The organism is Priestia sp. TRM10 (assembly GCF_057808375.1).
Map to the genome: position 1 here is coordinate 584,520 of NZ_JBJZOT010000013.1, position 19,909 is coordinate 604,428.

At 35.3% G+C, this 19,909-nt stretch carries 18 protein-coding genes and 1 pseudogene; 16 read left to right on the plus strand and 3 right to left on the minus strand.

The window, feature by feature from the left end; genetic code table 11:
* Nucleotides 1-33 precede the first annotated feature (33 nt).
* The gene (locus ACK3CR_RS14300; RefSeq protein WP_480380820.1) at nt 34-792 is read right to left on the minus strand and encodes a DUF998 domain-containing protein; all 759 of its coding nucleotides are present in this window, start codon (nt 790-792) and stop codon (nt 34-36) included.
* Between the two features lie 207 nt (nt 793-999).
* Here ACK3CR_RS14300 and ACK3CR_RS14305 point away from each other — a divergent pair.
* Nucleotides 1,000-1,193, plus strand: a pseudogene (locus tag ACK3CR_RS14305) (hypothetical protein); the annotation flags it as partial.
* Nucleotides 1,194-1,316: 123 nt separating this feature from the next.
* The gene (locus tag ACK3CR_RS14310) at nt 1,317-1,700 is read left to right on the plus strand and encodes a VOC family protein (protein WP_243512815.1); all 384 of its coding nucleotides are present in this window, start codon (nt 1,317-1,319) and stop codon (nt 1,698-1,700) included.
* Nucleotides 1,701-2,018: 318 nt separating this feature from the next.
* On the opposite strand, the gene ACK3CR_RS14315 is transcribed toward ACK3CR_RS14310, so the two are convergent.
* Complete coding sequence (locus ACK3CR_RS14315) at nt 2,019-2,561, minus strand: GNAT family N-acetyltransferase (RefSeq protein WP_328122814.1); 543 nt, start codon at nt 2,559-2,561, stop codon at nt 2,019-2,021.
* Nucleotides 2,562-2,917: 356 nt separating this feature from the next.
* On the opposite strand from ACK3CR_RS14315, the gene ACK3CR_RS14320 reads away from it, so the two are divergent.
* Nucleotides 2,918-3,100, plus strand: a complete 183-nt coding sequence (locus ACK3CR_RS14320; protein WP_243512805.1) for a YolD-like family protein — start codon at nt 2,918-2,920, stop codon at nt 3,098-3,100.
* An 85-nt stretch (nt 3,101-3,185) separates the two neighbouring features.
* Nucleotides 3,186-3,329, plus strand: a complete 144-nt coding sequence (locus ACK3CR_RS14325; RefSeq protein ID WP_488975614.1) for an FbpB family small basic protein — start codon at nt 3,186-3,188, stop codon at nt 3,327-3,329.
* 103 nt (nt 3,330-3,432) lie between these two features.
* Here the strand turns inward: ACK3CR_RS14325 and ACK3CR_RS14330 are convergent, their stop codons facing one another.
* Nucleotides 3,433-4,314, minus strand: coding sequence for a LysR family transcriptional regulator (locus tag ACK3CR_RS14330; protein ID WP_243512760.1), 882 nt, complete (start codon nt 4,312-4,314; stop codon nt 3,433-3,435).
* A 501-nt stretch (nt 4,315-4,815) separates the two neighbouring features.
* Here ACK3CR_RS14330 and ACK3CR_RS14335 point away from each other — a divergent pair.
* From ACK3CR_RS14335 to ACK3CR_RS14390, 12 genes are all read left to right on the plus strand, one after another.
* Nucleotides 4,816-6,441, plus strand: coding sequence for a PucR family transcriptional regulator (locus ACK3CR_RS14335; protein WP_243512758.1), 1,626 nt, complete (start codon nt 4,816-4,818; stop codon nt 6,439-6,441).
* 190 nt (nt 6,442-6,631) lie between these two features.
* Nucleotides 6,632-8,089 carry a CoA-acylating methylmalonate-semialdehyde dehydrogenase gene (locus ACK3CR_RS14340; protein ID WP_243512749.1) on the plus strand — a complete coding sequence of 486 codons (1,458 nt, stop codon included), beginning with the start codon at nt 6,632-6,634 and terminating at the stop codon, nt 8,087-8,089.
* 45 nt (nt 8,090-8,134) lie between these two features.
* Nucleotides 8,135-9,475 (plus strand): aspartate aminotransferase family protein, encoded by a 1,341-nt coding sequence (locus tag ACK3CR_RS14345; protein WP_276517267.1) that lies wholly within the window; start codon nt 8,135-8,137, stop codon nt 9,473-9,475.
* A gap of 1,032 nt (nt 9,476-10,507) precedes the next feature.
* Entirely contained in the window at nt 10,508-11,992 is a 1,485-nt protein-coding gene (locus ACK3CR_RS14350) for an alanine/glycine:cation symporter family protein (RefSeq protein WP_488975616.1), read from the plus strand.
* Nucleotides 11,993-12,361: 369 nt separating this feature from the next.
* Nucleotides 12,362-13,882, plus strand: coding sequence for an aldehyde dehydrogenase family protein (locus ACK3CR_RS14355; protein ID WP_243512744.1), 1,521 nt, complete (start codon nt 12,362-12,364; stop codon nt 13,880-13,882).
* A gap of 37 nt (nt 13,883-13,919) precedes the next feature.
* Nucleotides 13,920-15,113 carry an NAD(P)/FAD-dependent oxidoreductase gene (locus ACK3CR_RS14360; protein WP_243512734.1) on the plus strand — a complete coding sequence of 398 codons (1,194 nt, stop codon included), beginning with the start codon at nt 13,920-13,922 and terminating at the stop codon, nt 15,111-15,113.
* Between the two features lie 31 nt (nt 15,114-15,144).
* On the plus strand, nt 15,145-16,080 hold the full coding sequence (dapA, locus tag ACK3CR_RS14365; RefSeq protein ID WP_328122818.1) for a 4-hydroxy-tetrahydrodipicolinate synthase: 936 nt from the start codon (nt 15,145-15,147) through the stop codon (nt 16,078-16,080).
* A 94-nt stretch (nt 16,081-16,174) separates the two neighbouring features.
* Complete coding sequence (locus ACK3CR_RS14370; RefSeq protein WP_488975617.1) at nt 16,175-16,969, plus strand: aspartate/glutamate racemase family protein; 795 nt, start codon at nt 16,175-16,177, stop codon at nt 16,967-16,969.
* Nucleotides 16,970-17,286: 317 nt separating this feature from the next.
* Complete coding sequence (locus ACK3CR_RS14375) at nt 17,287-17,559, plus strand: (2Fe-2S)-binding protein (protein ID WP_488975618.1); 273 nt, start codon at nt 17,287-17,289, stop codon at nt 17,557-17,559.
* A gap of 5 nt (nt 17,560-17,564) precedes the next feature.
* Complete coding sequence (locus ACK3CR_RS14380; protein WP_488975794.1) at nt 17,565-17,891, plus strand: (2Fe-2S)-binding protein; 327 nt, start codon at nt 17,565-17,567, stop codon at nt 17,889-17,891.
* Complete coding sequence (locus ACK3CR_RS14385) at nt 17,888-19,099, plus strand: NAD(P)/FAD-dependent oxidoreductase (RefSeq protein WP_488975619.1); 1,212 nt, start codon at nt 17,888-17,890, stop codon at nt 19,097-19,099. The genes ACK3CR_RS14380 and ACK3CR_RS14385 overlap by 4 nt, the downstream gene beginning before the upstream one ends.
* A 171-nt stretch (nt 19,100-19,270) precedes the next feature.
* The gene (locus tag ACK3CR_RS14390) at nt 19,271-19,804 is read left to right on the plus strand and encodes an NAD(P)H-dependent oxidoreductase (protein WP_488975620.1); all 534 of its coding nucleotides are present in this window, start codon (nt 19,271-19,273) and stop codon (nt 19,802-19,804) included.
* Nucleotides 19,805-19,909 lie beyond the last annotated feature (105 nt).

The following is a 19,909-nucleotide window of genomic DNA, read 5'->3' on the forward strand; positions in this document are numbered from 1 at the left end:
TCACCACATAAATTAGAGAAGGATACACAAGAATTATATTTTTCTAGAAGAGTACTTAGAGGGCTTATCTTCTAAGTTTATATGTTCTTTTCTCCAAAGAACAACGGCTGTAACAGTCATCCATAAATAAACAGATCCGTATAGTATTCGCTGTAAAAGTCCCCCAGGAAACTCAGGAAATAAAGGAAGCAAAAGAATTAGAAGAAGTGAAATCGTGGTGACAGACGAACAGAAAAAAGTCCACAGTGCTAATTTTGGCTTTGCTTTTCGAATGGAGGTACCAATTATTAAGAGAGCAGGTATTTGAACAATCATTCCTGGAAAAGAAGAGAGCGTATGCCAAAGGAAATGCAAATCAGCTGGGACAATTCCAGAAATGCTATAGCTTATTCCAAAGGTGATAAGCAAAGTAGTGGCAATTCTAGTTTGTTGCTTATGAGGCCAAAATTGATGTAGACCAACACTCCCTATTAAAATGACAAGACCTGTAATCGTAAATGTCCAATTCATCAGCAAATGATAAGGAGAGCAAATTTCATAAGAAGCAAGAATGTATGTGTTCTTTCCACACACTGTTACTCCAAGATCACTCATCGGTTGTTTAAAAAAACTGTAGGGAACAGTGCTTGCCCTAATAATGATATATTCGATGAAGAAATAAAAAACTAGAGATATCCAACATATAAACCCTACTTTTTTCAATGCAACATGTTGTTTTCGTAGAAAGAAAACCGTGCAAATTACAAGAATAAAGATTATGGCCATTAAGAAATAAGGTGCATAACTGTTCATTGTCTTCCTCCTTTAATGGAGCTATTTATATACAGTGCATAAATATCAAACAATGTATATTTATTATATATGGAAGGTGTTTTAGAAGTAAGCGATTCTAGACCGATAAAATAGTAAGACTAGGGTTGTATGTATAATATGGAAAAGATAATTTATCTTTACTTTATAGATGAAAGCACAAGCTTGTGTAATAAGACGTGAAAGTTTCAATTTAAAGGTGTGGCTACAAAATATCTCGATAATTACCTTGCTTGGTTCCTCTTTGTGGAGAATTGCAGCAATGAAAGACTTGACACAATATCAAAGAGTTCTTACTTTCCTCCTTTGTGTTTCAAGTGACGACAGTATGCGTTTGTCAAAGTTCCGGATATAGACTTTCTTCCATCAATACGGCAGGATAGTTGAAAAATAAAAGTTAAAATATTAAGATTATTCAGACTTTTATCCGAATTAAATAGTATGATTAATACGGTGGTATAGACTATTATTTGGGTTCTTAAATTTTTAAATGCGGAGGGTGAAAGATGAAGTTAGTAATGAAATATGTCATTTTATATGTGAATGATTTTGAAAAAACAATGGATTTCTATAGTGGTATTCTTGGTCTCCCAGTTAAAATGCAACAAGGTACATATGTTGAATTTGATACAGGTGTCACAACTTTATCAATTAACACTCGTAAGGATGTAAAAGAATTAACAAATTTAAATGTTCCTGAAGGTTCTGCTTCAACACAAACATTTGAGGTCGGATTTGTTGTAGAAGACGTTGTATCAACAATCGAAACTCTACGTCAACAAGGGGTTACAATCTTAAAGGAACCTGTTACAAAGCCGTGGGGACAAACAGTTGCCTATGTAGCAGATCCAGATGGACATTATATTGAAATTTGTACTTCTGTTGAATAAGTTAGGATGAGGGGAATCAAGGAGCTGTTTATTTCCTCTTTGAAGGAAAGCATACTGGCATTCTACTTAGGGGCATTCCTGCCACAGGGAAAGATGTAAGTTATTCTCTGATGATGCTACTGTGAATTGAAGACGATAAAATCATTGAAAAGAGATCCCACGGTGATATAAATGGCATTCTCCGTCAACTTGACGTAGGTTCCTAACTCTTCTAGTAAAGTCTAACAGAAAATTTTTCTCAATTTTCCTCTTAAATAGCCAGAAGACCCTTAACGTAAGGGTCTTCTTTATAAATTGATTAAAATAGGTCTTTTTCATTTAGGAAAAGAAGATAGACATATAAATTTCATCTACATATTCATTATGAAAATAAGCTTGTTCTTTCATAATACCTTCTTGTTCAAACCCAACTTTTTTATATAATTGATAGGCTACTTCATTAGAAGCAAAAACGGTTAAGGATAGTTTATGAAGATTATTTTCTTTACACCAATTTAGTGTATAGTTCATAAATTGCTTGCCAATCCCCATTCCTTGTGCTTTAGAAATCAGCCATGTACGGAAGAGACCTGTATGACGCTTCATCTTAATTTCGCCTCTTAGAACACGAGCAATACCTAGCACTTCACTTTCTACTTCAGCTACAACGTACATATGATTGTTCTTTTCTACTTCCGCAATGAAATTTTGCTCTTCTTGAATTGTACGGGGTTCATCTTTTTGAATGAATTCCCCAGCTTCAATAATTTCTCTGACTGCTGTTGTAATGTGCTCTGCATCACTTGCTTGCGCAGGACGAATAGTCACCTCACGTCCATCTTTTGCTTTAAACTTCACTATGTTTTTCTCAGCTGTAATCATCTATATCAACTCCTATATTTCCAACTTTAGTATTGCTATTTCATATTCAGTGTGAGTAATTTCTTCACTTTTTGGTCTAATAATCAAGCAGAATAAACCCTTTTTGAAATGCTTATTTTTACACAGACCTACTAGAAATGCAATTAATTACGCTAAAGAATCATTATTTAGAATTTTCTTTGTGTTTTGTACTTTCATAACTTATTTTTTAGTGCTTCAGTCACAATGTAGAAAGAATTCTTAGAAAAAGCTTACATACAGTCCAATGATAAAACAGGCTCTTAAAAATATAATTTGTTTAAAGAGATCTAGAATTAAAACGCTAATGACTAATGCAACAAAAAGGAGAGATATAGATGTTTTTAAAAAAACTCACGAGCAAACATTCACTTACAGTTATTTATTGTAGAAATGGCCTCCTACAAACGTGTAAAGGGGAGGTTCACCAGCTAGACTTGTATAAACAAACCCTTTTTATAAAAGATAAAAATCAGCAAATCTATTCTATTTCTTTATTTGAAATAAAGGAAATTTGCTAATTTTTATCTTTATGAGGCTAATAAAACAGGTAATCTTAAAGTTATGATTTCATAATCATTTTCTATAAAACATAAGGAGACTGAGATGATAAATAGACAACTTAAAAATAAAAAGACGTTTAAAGAATTAGTAAAAGAAAACAAGGAGGCATTACTTCAAGATAAGCAAGCTTTAGAAAGGATTGAAAAGCGTATTGAAAAACGTCACAAGCTTTTAAATAAATATTAAGGACGTAATGATCGTGCTTTTCACTTAATTTAGTTATAAAAAATATGGTAATAACGTTAGGTTCCTTTCCTAAGAAGAAGTACAACTATTAGTATCTATAAAATCAAATATCTAAAAAATGATGTTCTTCTACCCATGAATAAACATACTTGATAAATGTTTTAGTTGCGGGAGAACTGTTAGGCTTAGCAGCAATACCGATAAGCCGAAAACAATCTTTCTCTAACTTAGCAACATGTACATTATCAGGAATATGAGTTAGCGTCATTTCTGGGCGGACACTAATACCTAAATTATTTTGCACCATCGCCATAATTGCTTGATCATCGGAAACTTCAAATTTCACCTTGGGCTTGATGTTATTTTCCCGGAAAATCTGACGTGTCTCATTATCCCAAGATTCTTTAGGCATGATGAGGGGTTCTCTTTCTATTTGCTCAAAAGAGATTTTATCTTGTCTAGAAAGAGGGTGCTCGTTTGACAGGATACAAACCATTTTATCTTTTTTCAACGGTTGAAATTCAAAAGACTGAGATGAAGGTGAAACAAGGAAACTACAATCAATTATGCCTGTTGAAATCCACTTTTCTAATGTAGAATAATCCCCTTCAAGTAATTTTACTTCAATACCCTCATAATCATCTTGAAACTCTTTTATGATATAGGGCAACCATTGAGTGGCAACACTAGTAAATGAGCCTACTCTTACTACTCCAACTTCTAATCCATTTATTGCTGCAGCTTCTTGCTTAATTGTATTATTTAAGGTCAAAATATCACGAATATATGGAAGCATATGTTCACCATTATGTGTTAAATGTATACCTGACCGATTTCTAGTAATTAAAGAAAAGCCTAACTCATTTTCAAGACTCGTAATAGCGTGACTTATGCCAGGCTGTGTTAACTTTAATATCTCTGCAGCTTTTGTTAAACTACCGCATTGCACGATCGTATAAAAGACTTCAAATCTACTTAAGGTCATGATATTCTCCTTTTGTATAAGTTATTCTTATGTATTATATTATAAACATTCATTTTACTAATGTGAAATAGTCAAGTTATACTAGAATTAATTCATTGACTCTATAAGGGGTATTAACGATAAGTAAATCAATATGTATTCCTATTAAATAGAGATGTAAAGCTCTATCGTTATTTTGAAATATAAATTGTAAGCGCTTTTAATTAAATTGAAGCTATATAATTTCTATTGGTAAGTAGCCTTTTTTGATAGGTAAATTCTTTTGTTGAAAGGGTTACAAGGGTAAATTTAGAAAATGTGTTAGAACATATGTCCTCTGTGTTGAATATGTACGAAAATTTATTAATATAATAAATATCTAAACCGTATTAAATTCAAAATAGCTATAAAATATTTAGTCGTATGAATAGGAAGAATAGTACAAGATTAAAATTCTAAAAATTCAAATAAGTTATAAGGACTTATTCTGTGTTTTGAGACACTAATCAAGGGGGAATTTCAATGAATTTTGAGGGGAAATTGTCGGTACAAGAAATCTTACAAACTCAACATTTTGCAGATGCAAAAGTAATAGCAGGAGAAGCTGGCATCCATCGACTTATTAGGTGGGTTCATGTTTTAGAAGTAACATCTATTCAAAACCTTTTACATGGTAATGAACTTATCCTTTCTACGGGAGTAGGATGGAAAGAGGATCATAACTCCTTTTACTCGTTAGTTCAGCAATCTATTAATGCTAATGCTGCTGGACTGTGTATAGAACTGGGAACTTACATATCAAAGATTCCTCAAAAGATTATAGATTTAGCTAATTCCTATGATTTCCCAATCATCGTTTTCTTTAAGAAAGTAAAATTTATTGATATTACCCAAGAGATTCATAGTCTATTAATCAAAAAGCATTATCAAATACTTGAAGATTTAGAAGAGTATTCAAGCAATTTAAATCAATTACTTCTTTCTTCTAATCCCCATAAAAAGATTTTGGAATTTCTACATGATTATTTAAAAGTAACTGTATTCTACATCTCTAATCAAGGTGAAATTCAAGTCATTCCTAAAAAAACGCCTATAGAACAAGAAAAAATATTTCAAGCCCTTCAGAGAGAGGAAGTTACCTCAAGTCTACATAGTGCTCATCAATCTGTACAAGCGTTAGATCATACTTTTGCAGATTTATTTATTGTTTCAGAAAGAGATGAAATTACCGAATTTGACTCTCTAATTCTAGATCGTAGTGCTATAGCATTAGCTCAAAGTCTTCTGCGTGAACTCTATATTGAAGAACAAAGGAAAACAGAAGAGGGGGAATGGGTTCGAACCTGGTTGGCAGGCAAAAATAGTGAAGAGCAAATCCATAAATATCTTTTAGAAATCGATCCTAACCTTAGACCGAACGGATGCACTGTCTTACTTTGCAAGGCAGAGAACCTAAATAAAGTAACTTCAGAATTTAATTATTTTAAATTATATACTCGATCTATTTTTGAACGTAAAGGAATTTTTCTCTTAACACACATTGAGAAAGATACAATTATTTTTATTCTTCTTAACAATCGTAAGGATAACGATTTTAAATATAGAGTACAGGAAGTCATTGACCATTTAAAAGGATCTGAGTTTATAAAAAAACAGAAACTGTCCCATCTTGAATTTAGCGTAGGAAAATTCGTGAATAATTTAGATTATGTTAAAAGTAGTTATCATACTGCAAAGGAAACAATGAGTCTACGAGAGAAAATGCCAAACGAATTGCTTAATTACTTTTATGAAGACCTATACATTTTCCGCCTCGTTTTGGCAGCTAATAGTCAAGGGGTTCTACATGAGTTTATTCATGATTATATAGGACCTGTCCTATTACATGATCAACAAAATAATGGAGAATTATTAAAAACCTTAAAAGTATATTTACAATGTAAAGGTGCAAAGAAAGAAACAGCTGAACAACTTCATATTGTTCGTCAAACACTTTACCACCGCCTTGATCGGCTGTACGAACTAATCGGAAGAGATTTTATGGAACCTTATAAACGCCAAGCAATTGAAGCTTCTATTTCTGCTTATGAATATGCTTCTGCTTCTAAGTTTTCATATGAATATATTTCTAAATTTAAATCTTCATAATTTGTAAAGAAACCCAGTAATAGGGTTTCTTTTTTTATCTGACAACTTGTAAAAAAATTATAAACTACAAAGCTTATCTTGCAGAAAAAAACGCCTGAATATTTTACACAGTGTCCAATGATAGAAGAGGTTATGAAAAATATAATAAGTTCAAACAATCTTTTATATTTTGAAAACAGGAGGGTTTTTAATGGAATCAACACAAACTATTCAAACATTAAAGAACTACATAGGAGGTAAATGGATAGAATCTCAAACTCAACAAATAGAAGAAGTTCCTAATCCAGCTACAGGAGAAATTATAGCTCGTGTCCCTTTCTCGACTCAACAAGAATTAGATCATGCTGTTTCTGTTGCTAAAGAGGCTTTTAAGAAGTGGAAAAAGGTTTCTGTCCCTAAGCGTGCTCGTATTCTATTTCGTTATCAACAATTATTAGTTGAACATTGGGAGGAACTAGCAAAACTTGTTACTTTAGAAAACGGAAAGAGTTACAGCGAAGCTTATGGAGAAGTCTTACGTGGAATTGAATGTGTGGAATTTGCTGCAGGAGCACCAACTTTAATGATGGGTGAGCAACTCCCTGATATTGCTACCGGCGTTGAATCTGGAATGTATCGCTATCCGATTGGCGTAATTGGAGGAATAACGCCATTTAACTTTCCTATGATGGTTCCATGCTGGATGTTCCCGCTTGCCATTGCATGCGGAAATACTTTTGTATTAAAGCCATCTGAAAGAACGCCATTATTAGCTAATCGCTTAGCTGAATTGTTTCAAGAAGCAGGACTTCCGGATGGAGTATTAAATATCGTCCATGGAGCACACGATGTGGTAAACGGCATATTAGATAATGAAGATATAAAGGCTGTATCTTTCGTTGGTTCTCAACCTGTAGCTGAATATATCTACAAAAGAGCAGCTGCTAATGGTAAACGTGTGCAAGCTCTTGCTGGCGCAAAGAATCATTCTATTGTTATGCCAGATGCTGACTTAGAGATTACGGTAGATAATATTATCGGTGCTGCGTTTGGATCTGCGGGAGAACGTTGTATGGCAGCTTCGGTTGTCGTCGCTGTAGGAGAAGTGGCAGATAAATTAGTAAATCGATTAAAGGAAGCAGCAGATGAAATCAAGATGGGTAATGGCGTAGAGGAAGGTGTATTTCTTGGACCGGTAATTCGTGAGGAACATAAGAAACGTACGCTGAAATATATTGAGTTAGGTGAAAATGAAGGAGCTTCTCTCATTCGTGATGGAAGAAAAGACACGGCAACCGAACAAGGTTATTTTGTAGGGCCTACAATCTTTGACAATGTACAGACCGAAATGAAAATATGGCAAGATGAAATCTTTGCTCCTGTCTTATCTATTGTTCGCGTAGACACTTTAGAGGAAGCCATTGAGCTCACAAATAAATCTGAATTTGCAAATGGTGCTTGCTTATATAGTGATAGTGCTAAAGCAATTCGTGAATTTCGTGAGGAAATTGATGCAGGTATGTTGGGTGTAAATCTTGGTGTCCCAGCTCCGATGGCATTTTTCCCATTTTCTGGTTATAAAAAATCCTTCTATGGAGATCTTCATGCAAATGGAAAAGATGGAGTAGAATTCTATACACGTAAGAAAATGCTTACTGCTCGATACTAAGATAAGTATATAAAATCATAAAAAGGTAGAATGGAGTTGATTATGGTGCAAGCAACAGAAGGAACAAAAAGCTTACAAGAAACAGATGAAAAATATCTTTGGCACGCTATGAAAGGGGCAGCTACAAACCCTTCAAATCTCATTATCAACAAAGCAGAAGGAGCTTGGGTAACAGATATTAATGGAAATCGTTACTTAGATGGTATGTCTGGTCTTTGGTGTGTGAATGTTGGATATGGTCGAAAAGAACTTGCTAAAGCAGCGTATGAACAACTTGAAGAAATGCCATATTTTCCTTTAACTCAAAGTCATATTCCTGCTATAAAACTTGCTGAAAAGTTAAATGAGTGGCTTGGCGGCGATTATGTTATTTTCTTTTCGAATAGTGGATCAGAAGCAAATGAAACAGCCTTTAAGATTGCTCGTCAATATCATCAGCAAAAAGGAGATCATGGACGTTATAAATTTATTTCACGATACCGTGCTTACCACGGAAATTCAATGGGGGCACTTGCTGCAACAGGTCAAGCACAACGTAAGTACAAATATGAGCCATTAGGACAAGGCTTTTTGCACGTAGCTCCTCCTGATACGTATCGAAATCCAGAGGATATTAATACCCTTTCAAGTGCCTGGGAAATTGATCGTGTGATGACATGGGAATTAAGTCAAACGGTTGCGGGTGTCATTATGGAGCCCATTATTACGGGTGGTGGCATTTTAATGCCTCCAGATTTATACATGGCAAAAGTGAAAGAAATTTGTGAAGACCACGGCGCGTTGCTTATTTGTGATGAGGTTATATGTGGTTTTGGTCGAACGGGTAAACCATTTGGATTTATGAACTATGGAGTTGAACCAGATATCATTACAATGGCAAAGGGACTTACAAGCGCTTATCTTCCTTTGTCTGCTACAGCAGTTAAAAGAGAAATTTATGAAGCATATATGGGTAGTGAGGATTATGATCGTTTCCGTCACGTTAATACATTTGGAGGAAACCCAGCTGCTTGTGCTCTAGCGCTAAAAAATCTAGAAATTATGGAAAATGAAAACCTTATTGAACGTTCTAGAGAATTAGGTGAACGCTTATTAGTTGAATTAGAGGATGTAAAAGAACATCCAAACGTAGGAGATATTCGTGGCAAGGGACTGCTTTTAGGAATTGAATTCGTAAAAAATAAACAAACCAAAGAACCAATTGAAATGACGAAGATCAATCAAGTTATCAATACGTGCAAGGAAAAAGGATTGATTGTTGGTAAAAATGGTGACACAGTTGCAGGATATAATAACATACTACAGCTATCTCCTCCTTTAAGTATTACGGAAGAAGACTTTATGTTTATTGTTAAAACGTTAAAAGAGAGCATAGCTCAATTGTAATAACGTAGAAGTAATCGTAGTTAAAAGGTCTTAAAAAGTAGTAGAAATGAAGAAGAAATCAAAACAGATGATGTACATTGTTCTCTCCATCATGCAAACAATGATATGAGTTGTAAGATGAATATAAAATATACTGATACAAAAGGATACCAATCTATTCTTTTGTATCAGTTTTATTGAATTTAATCTTTATTTTAAATAAGTACAACATTTCATACATAAGAGGATACGATTAAAACCAATCAGGTTCTCACATGAAAATAAATCATTTAATTATATACATTATGGTTGCTTTCTTTTTTTAAGAGCCATTAATAGGTGTATAGGTAATAGAATGAATGGGATTAGAACCATTCTTTTACCGATCCTTACTACTCCTAAATCTAAAATTTGAAGACGAAACATACAGTTTATCATATTGAATGTCTAAAACGATTTCCTTAATAGAATAAAATCGTCTTTTTATCTATTACTTTACTTCATTTTCTATCTCAACCTCAGCATTACTTTCTTAACACTATTAATATACCAATTATTTATAAAGAACTCTGATAAGATATTTAGATTTCAGGGTAATTATGATCAATTTACATAATGGGAAAATATCTCAGTGTATGATTGTAGAACCAAAATCCTTAACACACTGTCTAATGTTAAATTTTTGTGAATGAATTATCTTAATATTATCAATATTCCGTTAAATTTAAAGTGTTTTATTAAGTGAAATTGCTAGAAATATGAAAAAAAGTGAGGAGGAATAGGAGAATCTATTAAGGAGAACACGACAATAAAATTCTGATCTTTAACGTGGCTTTTAATTTGAAAAATGAGAAGTAATATATCTAAATAAGATAACTTTGTTGATAAAGGTATAAGAACAAAAGAAATAGGATTTTTAAGCACATAATGAATGAGAATGCCATTACTAAGAAAAAACACTGTATGTAAGTAAATGTGTATCATCCTTACTAGAATTGTTAGAAGAAGTGAGATTTCAAAAGATGATTTCCATTGATGAGAGGGGTTATTTTTATGGAGACATTAGTAAATTGGTTAAATAGTTATATTTGGAGTCCTGTACTGGTTTATACCTTTCTTGGATTAGGTTTATTTTACTCGATTGCTACTCGTTTTCTTCAGTTTAGACTTTTTAAGGATATGATAAAACTAGTATTTGAAAGCAAAAGTTCTGAAGCTGGAGTATCCTCTTTTCAGGCTTTAGCATTATCCATATCAAGTCGGGTAGGAGTAGGGACAATCGCGGGTGTAGCTACTGCAATTGCATATGGAGGTCCTGGTGCTGTATTTTGGATGTGGTTTATGACTTGTTTAGGAGCATGTACCTCATTTATTGAAACAACGCTTGCGCAAGTATATAAAAGAAAATTAGATGGAGAGTTTCGAGGTGGAACACCTTACTATATTGAAAAAGGTTTAAAGCTAAAGTGGTTAGCAGTATTGTTTGCTGTGATAACGATGATTGTAGCATCAATTTTAATACCAGGTGTTCAAGTAAATACTGTTGCTTCGGCTATGAATACTGCCTTTGGTATAGAACCGGTATTTACAGGGATCGTATTAGTGGTTGCGCTTTCATTTATTATTTTTGGAGGTGTCAAACGAATTGCAAAAACAGCTGAGGTTATTGTCCCCTTTATGGCTAGCGCCTACCTCATCGTTTGTATTATCGTTTTAGTTGGCAATATCGATAAGATTCCTGAAATGTTTGTCCTTATTTTCACAAGTGCATTTGGTACAAATGCTGCGTTTGGTGGGATTATTGGATCAGCTATTACATGGGGAGTAAAAAGAGGGGCTTTTGCTAATGCAGCTGGATTTGGTAGCGAAACATTTTATCCTGCTGCTACAGAAGTATCCCACCCTGCCAAACAAGGATTAGTTCAAGCTTTCTCGGTATATATTGATACATTAATTATTTGTTCAGCAACTGCGTTTATGATTCTTGTTACAGGTATGTATAATGTAACACCGGAAGGGAAACAACCTATTGTAAATAACCTTGGGAACCTTGAACCAGGTCCAATTTATGCCCAAAATGCCGTTGAATCAGTAATCCCAGGCTTTGGCGCTCCTTTCATTGCGATTGCTATTCTATTCTTTGCATTTACGACTCTTATAACTTACTTTTATATGGCAGATACCAATTTAGCTTTTCTTAATCGAAATCGGAAAGTAAAGGTAGTTTGGCCTAAGCATGTTTTAAGGATAGCGTTGTTGATCACTGTTTTTTATTGCAGTATAAATACGTCCGCATTTGCTTGGGCGTTAGGTGACTTGGGTTTTGGTATTATGGCTTGGTTAAACCTTTTTAGTATTTTCCTTCTTACCAAAACGGCCTTAAAAGTATTAAAAGATTATGAGAGACAAAAAAAAGAAGGGAAAAATCCTGTATTTGACTCTACAAAGGTAGGAATTTCGGATGCAGAGTTTTGGGAAAAAGAAAGCCTTGAAAAAGAAGATACTGAACGAAAGGATCGGAAGATTATTTCATCATGATAAAAATCCGTTTGTGAATTCTTTAAACTAGAATACAAAATTAAATGATTAATGTTGTTAAAATTTGCGGATAACCAGCGATACCTTGAAATTTAATTAAGATATCGCTGGTTATTTTTGTTTCTAAAAAATTAGCCTAACTGTTTAGTTTTGGCCAGGTAGGTAGTCATATAGAGGAAAATAACAGGCTTCATACCTTATCTCATCAATAATTGCTGGAATGTATACTAAGCAGTGTTGATACGTGTCTAATTTATAAGTCTCTACTTCTTACACAGTGTCCAATGTAACAATGAGTAATATATTTTATCTTTAAATTAATCACATATTAGAGATTAGTTATCAAATAATGGAGAAGGGGAGAGAGTAATGAATCTAACAATAAATGAAGTTGAGTCAGCCTTAATTAGCAATGATATCACTCAAAAGATGTATATCAATGGTGAATGGACATTAAGTGAAGGAAACCAGACAAGGAAAATTATCAATCCTGCAAATAGTAAAGTAATTGGAACCGTTACTGAAGGAACAGAAGTAGATGCCAAAAAAGCTATAACAGCTGCTAGGAAGGCATTTTATGAAGATGGATGGATGAACAGTAGAGCTCGAGATCGTGCAGAACTTCTTCTTCAAATCTCAAATAAATTAGAAGAGAGAAAAGAAGAATTTGCTTATTTAGATACATTAAACAATGGAAAAACATTACGAGAATCAATAGCTGATGTTGAAGATGCGGTAAATCAATTACGTTATTATGCTGGGTTAGCAACGAAGCCTCATGGTCAAACATATGACGTTCCGGATGATATTCAAGCGATGGTCGTTCGTGAAGCGATTGGAGTTGTGGGCATTATTGTTCCATGGAATTATCCATTAGTAATGGCTAATCAAAAAATTGCAGCTGCCCTTGCTGCTGGATGCACAGTAGTAGTTAAGCCAGCTCAGCAAACACCGCTTTCCCTCATTCGTTTATTTGAAATCATTGATGAAGTAGGATTTCCATCAGGTGTTGTAAATCTAGTGTTAGGAGCCGGAAGTAAGGTTGGAGCAGAATTAGTTGCTAACCCGGATGTCGATAAAATTTCCTTTACTGGTGGTACTGATACAGGCATTAGGTTAATGAAATCAGCAGCTGACACGGTGAAAAATATCAGTCTAGAGTTAGGAGGTAAATCTCCTAATATCGTTTTCGCTGATGCAGAGTTCGACGTAGCTGTTGATTATGCATTGTATGCTATCTTCGCCAATCAAGGTCAAGTTTGTTCAGCAGGCTCCCGTCTACTGTTAGAAGAAAGCTTATATGATCGTTTTGTACCTGAACTGGTGAAACGCGCCAAGATGATTAAAGTAGGTCCAGGTTGGATGGATGGTATTGAAATGGGGCCACTTGTTTCAGAAGACCATATGAATACAGTTCTTGATTATATCGAGATCGGAAAAAATGAAGGAGCTACCTTACTTTGCGGTGGTAACCGAATTGTCGAAGGAGAGTTTGGTAAAGGGTTCTTTGTTGAACCTACGATCTTTGGTAATACGAAACCTGATATGAGAATCGTTCAAGAAGAAATTTTTGGACCTGTCTTAGTCATTCAGACCTTTAAAACAGAAGAAGAAGCGATTGAATTAGCAAATGGGACAGACTTTGGCTTAGCAGGAGCTGTGTTCTCACAAGATGGAGCGAAAGCGCAACGTGTTATTCGCGGTTTACGTGCAGGAATTACTTGGATTAATACGTATCATCCAACGTTTAATGAAGCTCCTTGGGGAGGTTACAAGCAGAGTGGAATTGGAAGAGATTTAGGAACGTATGGCTTTGAGGAGTATCTAGAAACCAAACAAATTAATGTAAATCTTAAAGTAGAACCATCAGGGTTCTTTGAGGGGAAATAAGAGTATTTAAACCATTCTTTTTTAGAGGGGAATGCAAATGGGAAGTTTTGACGTTATTGTCATCGGAGCTGGTGTAATCGGATCTAGTGTAGCGTATCATTTGGCTAAAAAAGGGTTAGAAGTCGCATTAATTGAGAAAGGCGGTGTTGCATCAGGTACTTCTAGCAGATGTGACGCAGTAGCTTTAATTTGCGATAAAAAACCAGGTATTGATACGGAAATTGGCTATGCAAGTATCCAACTTTTTAAACAATTAGCAAAAGAATTTTCGGTAGATTTTGAATTTGCTTCAAGAGGAAGTCTCTATGTTTGCGAGACAGATAAAGAGCTAGAAATTGCCAGAGGATATGTTTCTGAACAAGCTAAAGATGGTTATGATATGCGCATGGTTGACAAAGGGGAATTACAGGAAATTGAGCCATATTTAGCAGATGATTTAGCTGGTGGGATATGGACAGAGGTAGACTCGTCTATGAATCCTTATAAATTATGCTATGCGTTTGTTGAAGAAGGAAAAAAGTTAGGATTGAAAGTCTATGACTATCATTCTGTACAAGATATTACACTAGATAACAAAGGAAGAGTTGAAAGTGTAGTAACAGACCGAGGCACCTTTAAAACAAAAAGAATTGTGAATTGTGCTGGAGTATGGTCACCTAAAATAGCTCAAATGGTAGGCGTTCATATACCAATTAAGCCAAGAAAAGGCATGGTATTAATATCTGAAAAAACGCCGTTTAAGGTAGCAAGTCAAAAAGTTCATGAATTTGGATATATGTTATCTAAATTTGAAGATATTCATTTTAAAAGAAATGTCAGTGAGTTAGTTGAAAAACATAATGTAGCCTTCACGATTGAGCCCACTGATGCAAATAACTTTTTAGTAGGCGGTCATAGAGCCTTTAGAGGATTTGATATCAGTTCAGAAGTTGAAGTAATGCGTGCAATAGCAGAGAGAGCCATTCGCTTTTTGCCAAAACTAAAAGATATTAACTGTATAAGAGCCTATGCAGGAGTAAGACCTTGGGTTGAAGACCATCTTCCAATTGTATCAGAGGTAGAACATGTACCTGGATTTTTCATTGCTAGTGGACATGAAGGGGATGGAATTAGTATGTCTCCTATCACTGGAAGAATGGTAACTCAGCTTATTACAGGTGAGCCAACCGATTTTAACATTGATAAACTGAATTATTCGAGATACAAAAAAAAACTAGCTGTTAACATCTAAAACTAAGGAATGTAAATAATAGGAGGAATATATGATGAGTATTACACCAAAAGGAATTTTTGTACCGTTAATTACGCCATTCAATGATGATGAAACAATTGATTTTCAGTCTTATAAGAAAGTAATCGATTTCCAAGTTGAAAGTGGAGTCCATGGTCTTTTAGTCGGAGGCACAACAGGAGAGTACCATGTTATGTCATTAGACGAACGTAAAAGTTTAATTAAGGCTGGTTGTGAGTATGCCGCAGGAAGAGTTCCTGTTATGGCAGGTGTTGGCTGCTCAACTGCCGAGGAAACGATTGAACTTGCCAATTATGCGGCAGAATGTGGTGCTAAATGGGGATTAGTTTTACCTCCTTATTATCATAAGACAAGTGAAGAAGGAATTCGTGAATTTTTCAAGGAAGTAGCTGCAAAATCAAATGTCGGAATCGTCATTTACAATTACCCAGGAGCAACTAGCGTTACCATTTCGCCTGAAATGATTTATGAATTGAGCCAGGAAGAAAACATTGTAAGCGTTAAGGAATCAGCAGATTTTGGTCACTTATGTGAGGTTGTAGCTTTAACGAAGGATGTTGAAAACTTTACGGTATTTACGGGTGAAGAACACTTTATCCTTCCTACTTTCTCCGTTGGAGGACAAGGTGCTTTTGGGATCCTCGTTAATTTGCTTCCTAAAGAACTTGTAGAGATGTACGAACTGATAGTTGAGAAAAGTGATGTAAATGCTGCACGTGATTTGAACCGAAAATTATCGGGTATTTATGGCTTAATGGAGGCGGAAGGTAATCCGTATCCGGGACCGGTAAAAGCAGGCATGGACTTGATCGGAATGAAAGGTGGAAAAGTGAGAAAGCCTTTAACACAGCCTACTGATGAAATCAAAATGAAGCTGAAAGAGGAACTGGTAAAGTTAGGATACGAGGTTAAATCAATGGATAAAGGGATTACTTCTGGGGTGTAAACTGAGCGTGATAGAAGATGAATGTGAATAGAATGAGATTAATAGTTTTAGAGAATACAAATGTATTCTCTAAAACTATAAGGAGGGGCCGTAGTTGACTATCAAAGCATTAGATGATGAACGAGAATACGGTTATTTAGGGAAGGAAAAAGAAAGCACGATTATTACAATGAAAAAAGGCCAGTATGTGGCAGGATATTCAGTTGGGATTCTCTACTTAGATGAATGCTGGTACCCTATTTTACCGGGAAACGTCGCTAATTTATCTACCTATGACTTTCCAGTAAGGTTAAAGGTTGTTCCAAATTGTAATCAGGAAAGAATTCATGCAGGCGATCCTACTTTACTAGAAGACATTATAAAAGCTGCAAAAGAGTTCGAGGCGGAAGGAGCACGAGCAATCTGTGCTGCATGTGGATTTTTTGGTAACTTTCAAGAGAAAGTAGCAGCAGCTGTTGATATCCCAGTCTACCTTTCAAGTGTTGTTCAAGTCCCTTGGATTAAAACAGGGTTAAAACCTAATCAGAAGATAGGCATGTTGACAGCAGATGCACATGGAATTACGCCAAATTTATTTAAAAGCTGCGGTATAGATGACCCAAGTATTTGTGTCGTTAAGGATTTAGGAAGATTACCAGAGTTTTCGGCTATTATTGAAAGCAGAGGATCTTTTGATAATGAAAAAGTAAAACAAGAAGTGATAAAAGCAGCTACGGATATGATAAATGAAAACCCTGACATTGGAGCAATTCTGCTTGAATGTAGTGATTTACCACCGTATGCAGCTGATATCCAAAGAGCAGTGAAAATGCCTGTGTTTGACTTTATTACAATGATTAGATGGGTTCATTATGCTACTAGTCAAAAACCATATTACGGTTTTATCTAAAAACACCAAGGAGTTAGTAAATAATTAACATAAACGTAGCGTGTACACGCAATTAGTTAATTGTTTTAACCATATTTTTTAAATGTGTGGATGGATGAGACATGTAACGTTCTCTCTTGGATAAGATAGATGACCGTACATCTATTTTAGAAGGAATGAATGTTGATGTCTCTTTATTTATCTAGCTGTAACTTATATAAGAGCTTCTAGATATCTTCTAATCAATGATCGATTGTTCTCAGTCATTCTCTAAAAGTGTAGAGAATGAAGAATTTCGGGTTTATGAGGTTAACTTATAGTAATGGAGGATAAATCCAATGAACGAAAATCAAATCGTAGTATGTAGATGTGAGGAAATTACACTGGGAGAAATTAAAGGAACAGTTGAACGTTTTCAATGCTCTTCACGTGAAGTAAAGCTACGAACAAGGGCAGGAATGGGACCTTGTGGAGGACGTACTTGTCGTGGCACAATTGATAAATTAGTAGAGCAATTAGGTGGTCCAGCGATTTCTGATGAGGTATCACTTAGTTATCGTCCCCCTGTCAGACCTGTTTCATTTGGGGTGTTAGGAGGGGAAACAAAGTGAAATCTATGAGAGTTAATGAACATCCAGTTTTAGGTGATATTAAAGAGCAGCAAGGGGTGAATTTCTATTTTAATGGTAAGCGCTATATAGCTTATGAAGGAGATACCATTGCCTCTGCTTTGCTCGCCTCTGGAGTTCGAACACTACGGAAACATGAGGATAAGGCTAGTCCACGTGGTATCTACTGCAATATTGGTCATTGCTTTGAATGTCGGGTAATCATAGATGGAGAAAGAACAGTGAGAGCTTGCCTGACTACAGTGGAAGAGAATATGAAAATTGAGTCAAATGCAACTCTTTCCCCAACTTCTCTCAAAGGAGGATCAGTATGATTGATCTTGTAATTGTTGGTGCCGGACCAGCTGGTTTAGGAGCAGCTATTTCAGCAGCTGAAAATGGATTAAAAGTGTATATACTTGATGAATTTGTAAAGCCAGGGGGCCGTTTATTAGGACAGTTACATGAAGAACCTGATGGCAAGTGGGTAAATGGGATTGAGGAAGCACAAAAACTTTATGATCGTGCCATCGAATTAGGTGTGAACATCCTGTGTGGAGTATCTGTTTATGATTTAGTTAAATCGCAAACTGGATGGTGTGTATACACTACAGATAAAATAATTGAATCTAAATGTCTCTTACTTGCTACAGGAGCTTCAGAAATTCCTATCCCTATTCCTGGATGGACTCTCCCTGGGGTGATGTCAATTGGAGCAGCACAGGTGATGGGAAATGTTCATCGTGTAAAAGCAGGAGAGAAGGGAGTTATTATTGGTGTTAATGTTCTATCGGTAGCTATTTCTCGTGAATTACAGCTATGCGGGGTTCGCATTGAGAATATTCTACTTCCACCTCCTAGTCTTATATCTGGGGATTTATCCAATCCAGAGAAAATGATGGAGTCACTTTTAAGACTTTCACATTTAGCTCCTTCACCTTTAATAAGATTTGGTGGAAAGTGGGTAAGTCCAAAACTTGGGGCACGTTTATATCCTAAGAATGGGTTCAAAATGTGGGGGATTCCTATTCAATTACGCAAAACAGCTCTTGAAATTGTTGGAGAGGAACAAGTAGAAGGTGTGCGTATTGCTAATATTTCGGCAACCGGAACGGTTATACCTGGAACGGAGAAAGTGATAGAGGCTGACTTTGTGTGTGTAGCAGGAGGACTTACTCCGATGTCTGAACTCGCTGCAGTTGCAGGATGTTCTTTCTCCTATGTTCCGGAATTAGGGGGACATGTACCTTTGCATAATGAACGTATGCAAACAAATCTTAAAGGATTGTATGTAGCTGGTAACATTACGGGAGTTGAAAGTGCTAAAGTCGCTAAGGCTCAAGGGAATGTAGCTGGGCTTTCCGTTGCGTGTGAACTGAATGCTCTAACTGACCGTGCTGATGAAAAAATTAATGAAGCAATTAAACAAACGATAGAAACAAGACGTAAAGCACTTATCCAATTTAATCAGGGTATTGAAGAGGCTCGCGAAGCCCTGCATCGTAAATTTTACGAATCAACGGATAAAAAAATATCTATTTAACTATAAAATAGCGGTTTCCTAATGTATTCTTTTTTTACTCCATAATTATCATACATTGCTTAGGTTCTATAGTAGAAGTAGTATTGATCCAGATTTTTTGATGTAAAAACCCCCTTTTATTATTGAAGATACAAGTAATGAAATTCTAGAGAATATACGGGAGGAGAAATAATGAAAGTATTAGTCATTGTTACTCATCCGAATATTGAAAATTCAACTGTAAACAAAGCATGGATGGAAGAATTGAAAAAGCACTCTAATATAACCATTCATGACCTTTATAAACAATATTCTGATGAAATCATTGATATTGAAAAAGAGCAGAAGTTATGTGAGGAACATGATCGAATTGTTTTACAGTTTCCTTTCTATTGGTATAGTTCACCTCCATTACTAAAGAAATGGCAAGACGAGGTGCTCACTTATGGATGGGCTTACGGTTCTGAAGGGAACAAATTACACAATAAAGATCTTATTTTAGCCGTAACATCCGGAAGTGCTGAAGAAAGATATCAAGCTGGTGGACGTAATCAGTATTCGATGAGTGAGCTTTTGAAACCATTTCAAGCAACTAGTAATTTAATAGGAACTACCTTTTTACCATCGTTTGTTTTTCATGGAACTTATAAGGCAACTATAGAAGAAATAGAAGAGAATGCTAGAGAATATGCAAATTATATTTTGTCTAGAGATATCCTTGAGTAAAGTACGAAGGATACATAGGGTAAGAAAGAAGGTGGAGATCCTCTTTAATTAAAGGGGACCTTCACCTTTTTTGAAGAGTATATAAACCTCACTTTCTGCAAGGGA

Bases quoted from the DNA above. Each gene is read 5' to 3' on its own strand.
- dapA (WP_328122818.1), top strand. From the start codon at position 15,145: ATGATGAGTATTACACCAAAAGGAATTTTTGTACCGTTAATTACGCCA.
- ACK3CR_RS14375 (WP_488975618.1), top strand. From the start codon at position 17,287: ATGAACGAAAATCAAATCGTAGTATGTAGATGTGAGGAAATTACACTG.
- ACK3CR_RS14390 (WP_488975620.1), top strand. From the start codon at position 19,271: ATGAAAGTATTAGTCATTGTTACTCATCCGAATATTGAAAATTCAACT.
- ACK3CR_RS14355 (WP_243512744.1), top strand. From the start codon at position 12,362: ATGAATCTAACAATAAATGAAGTTGAGTCAGCCTTAATTAGCAATGAT.
- ACK3CR_RS14310 (WP_243512815.1), top strand. From the start codon at position 1,317: ATGAAGTTAGTAATGAAATATGTCATTTTATATGTGAATGATTTTGAA.
- ACK3CR_RS14335 (WP_243512758.1), top strand. From the start codon at position 4,816: ATGAATTTTGAGGGGAAATTGTCGGTACAAGAAATCTTACAAACTCAA.
- ACK3CR_RS14380 (WP_488975794.1), top strand. From the start codon at position 17,565: ATGAGAGTTAATGAACATCCAGTTTTAGGTGATATTAAAGAGCAGCAA.
- ACK3CR_RS14300 (WP_480380820.1), bottom strand. From the start codon at position 792: ATGAACAGTTATGCACCTTATTTCTTAATGGCCATAATCTTTATTCTT.
- ACK3CR_RS14325 (WP_488975614.1), top strand. From the start codon at position 3,186: ATGATAAATAGACAACTTAAAAATAAAAAGACGTTTAAAGAATTAGTA.
- ACK3CR_RS14315 (WP_328122814.1), bottom strand. From the start codon at position 2,561: ATGATTACAGCTGAGAAAAACATAGTGAAGTTTAAAGCAAAAGATGGA.
- ACK3CR_RS14385 (WP_488975619.1), top strand. From the start codon at position 17,888: ATGATTGATCTTGTAATTGTTGGTGCCGGACCAGCTGGTTTAGGAGCA.
- ACK3CR_RS14360 (WP_243512734.1), top strand. From the start codon at position 13,920: ATGGGAAGTTTTGACGTTATTGTCATCGGAGCTGGTGTAATCGGATCT.
- ACK3CR_RS14350 (WP_488975616.1), top strand. From the start codon at position 10,508: ATGGAGACATTAGTAAATTGGTTAAATAGTTATATTTGGAGTCCTGTA.
- ACK3CR_RS14340 (WP_243512749.1), top strand. From the start codon at position 6,632: ATGGAATCAACACAAACTATTCAAACATTAAAGAACTACATAGGAGGT.
- ACK3CR_RS14330 (WP_243512760.1), bottom strand. From the start codon at position 4,314: ATGACCTTAAGTAGATTTGAAGTCTTTTATACGATCGTGCAATGCGGT.
- ACK3CR_RS14320 (WP_243512805.1), top strand. From the start codon at position 2,918: ATGTTTTTAAAAAAACTCACGAGCAAACATTCACTTACAGTTATTTAT.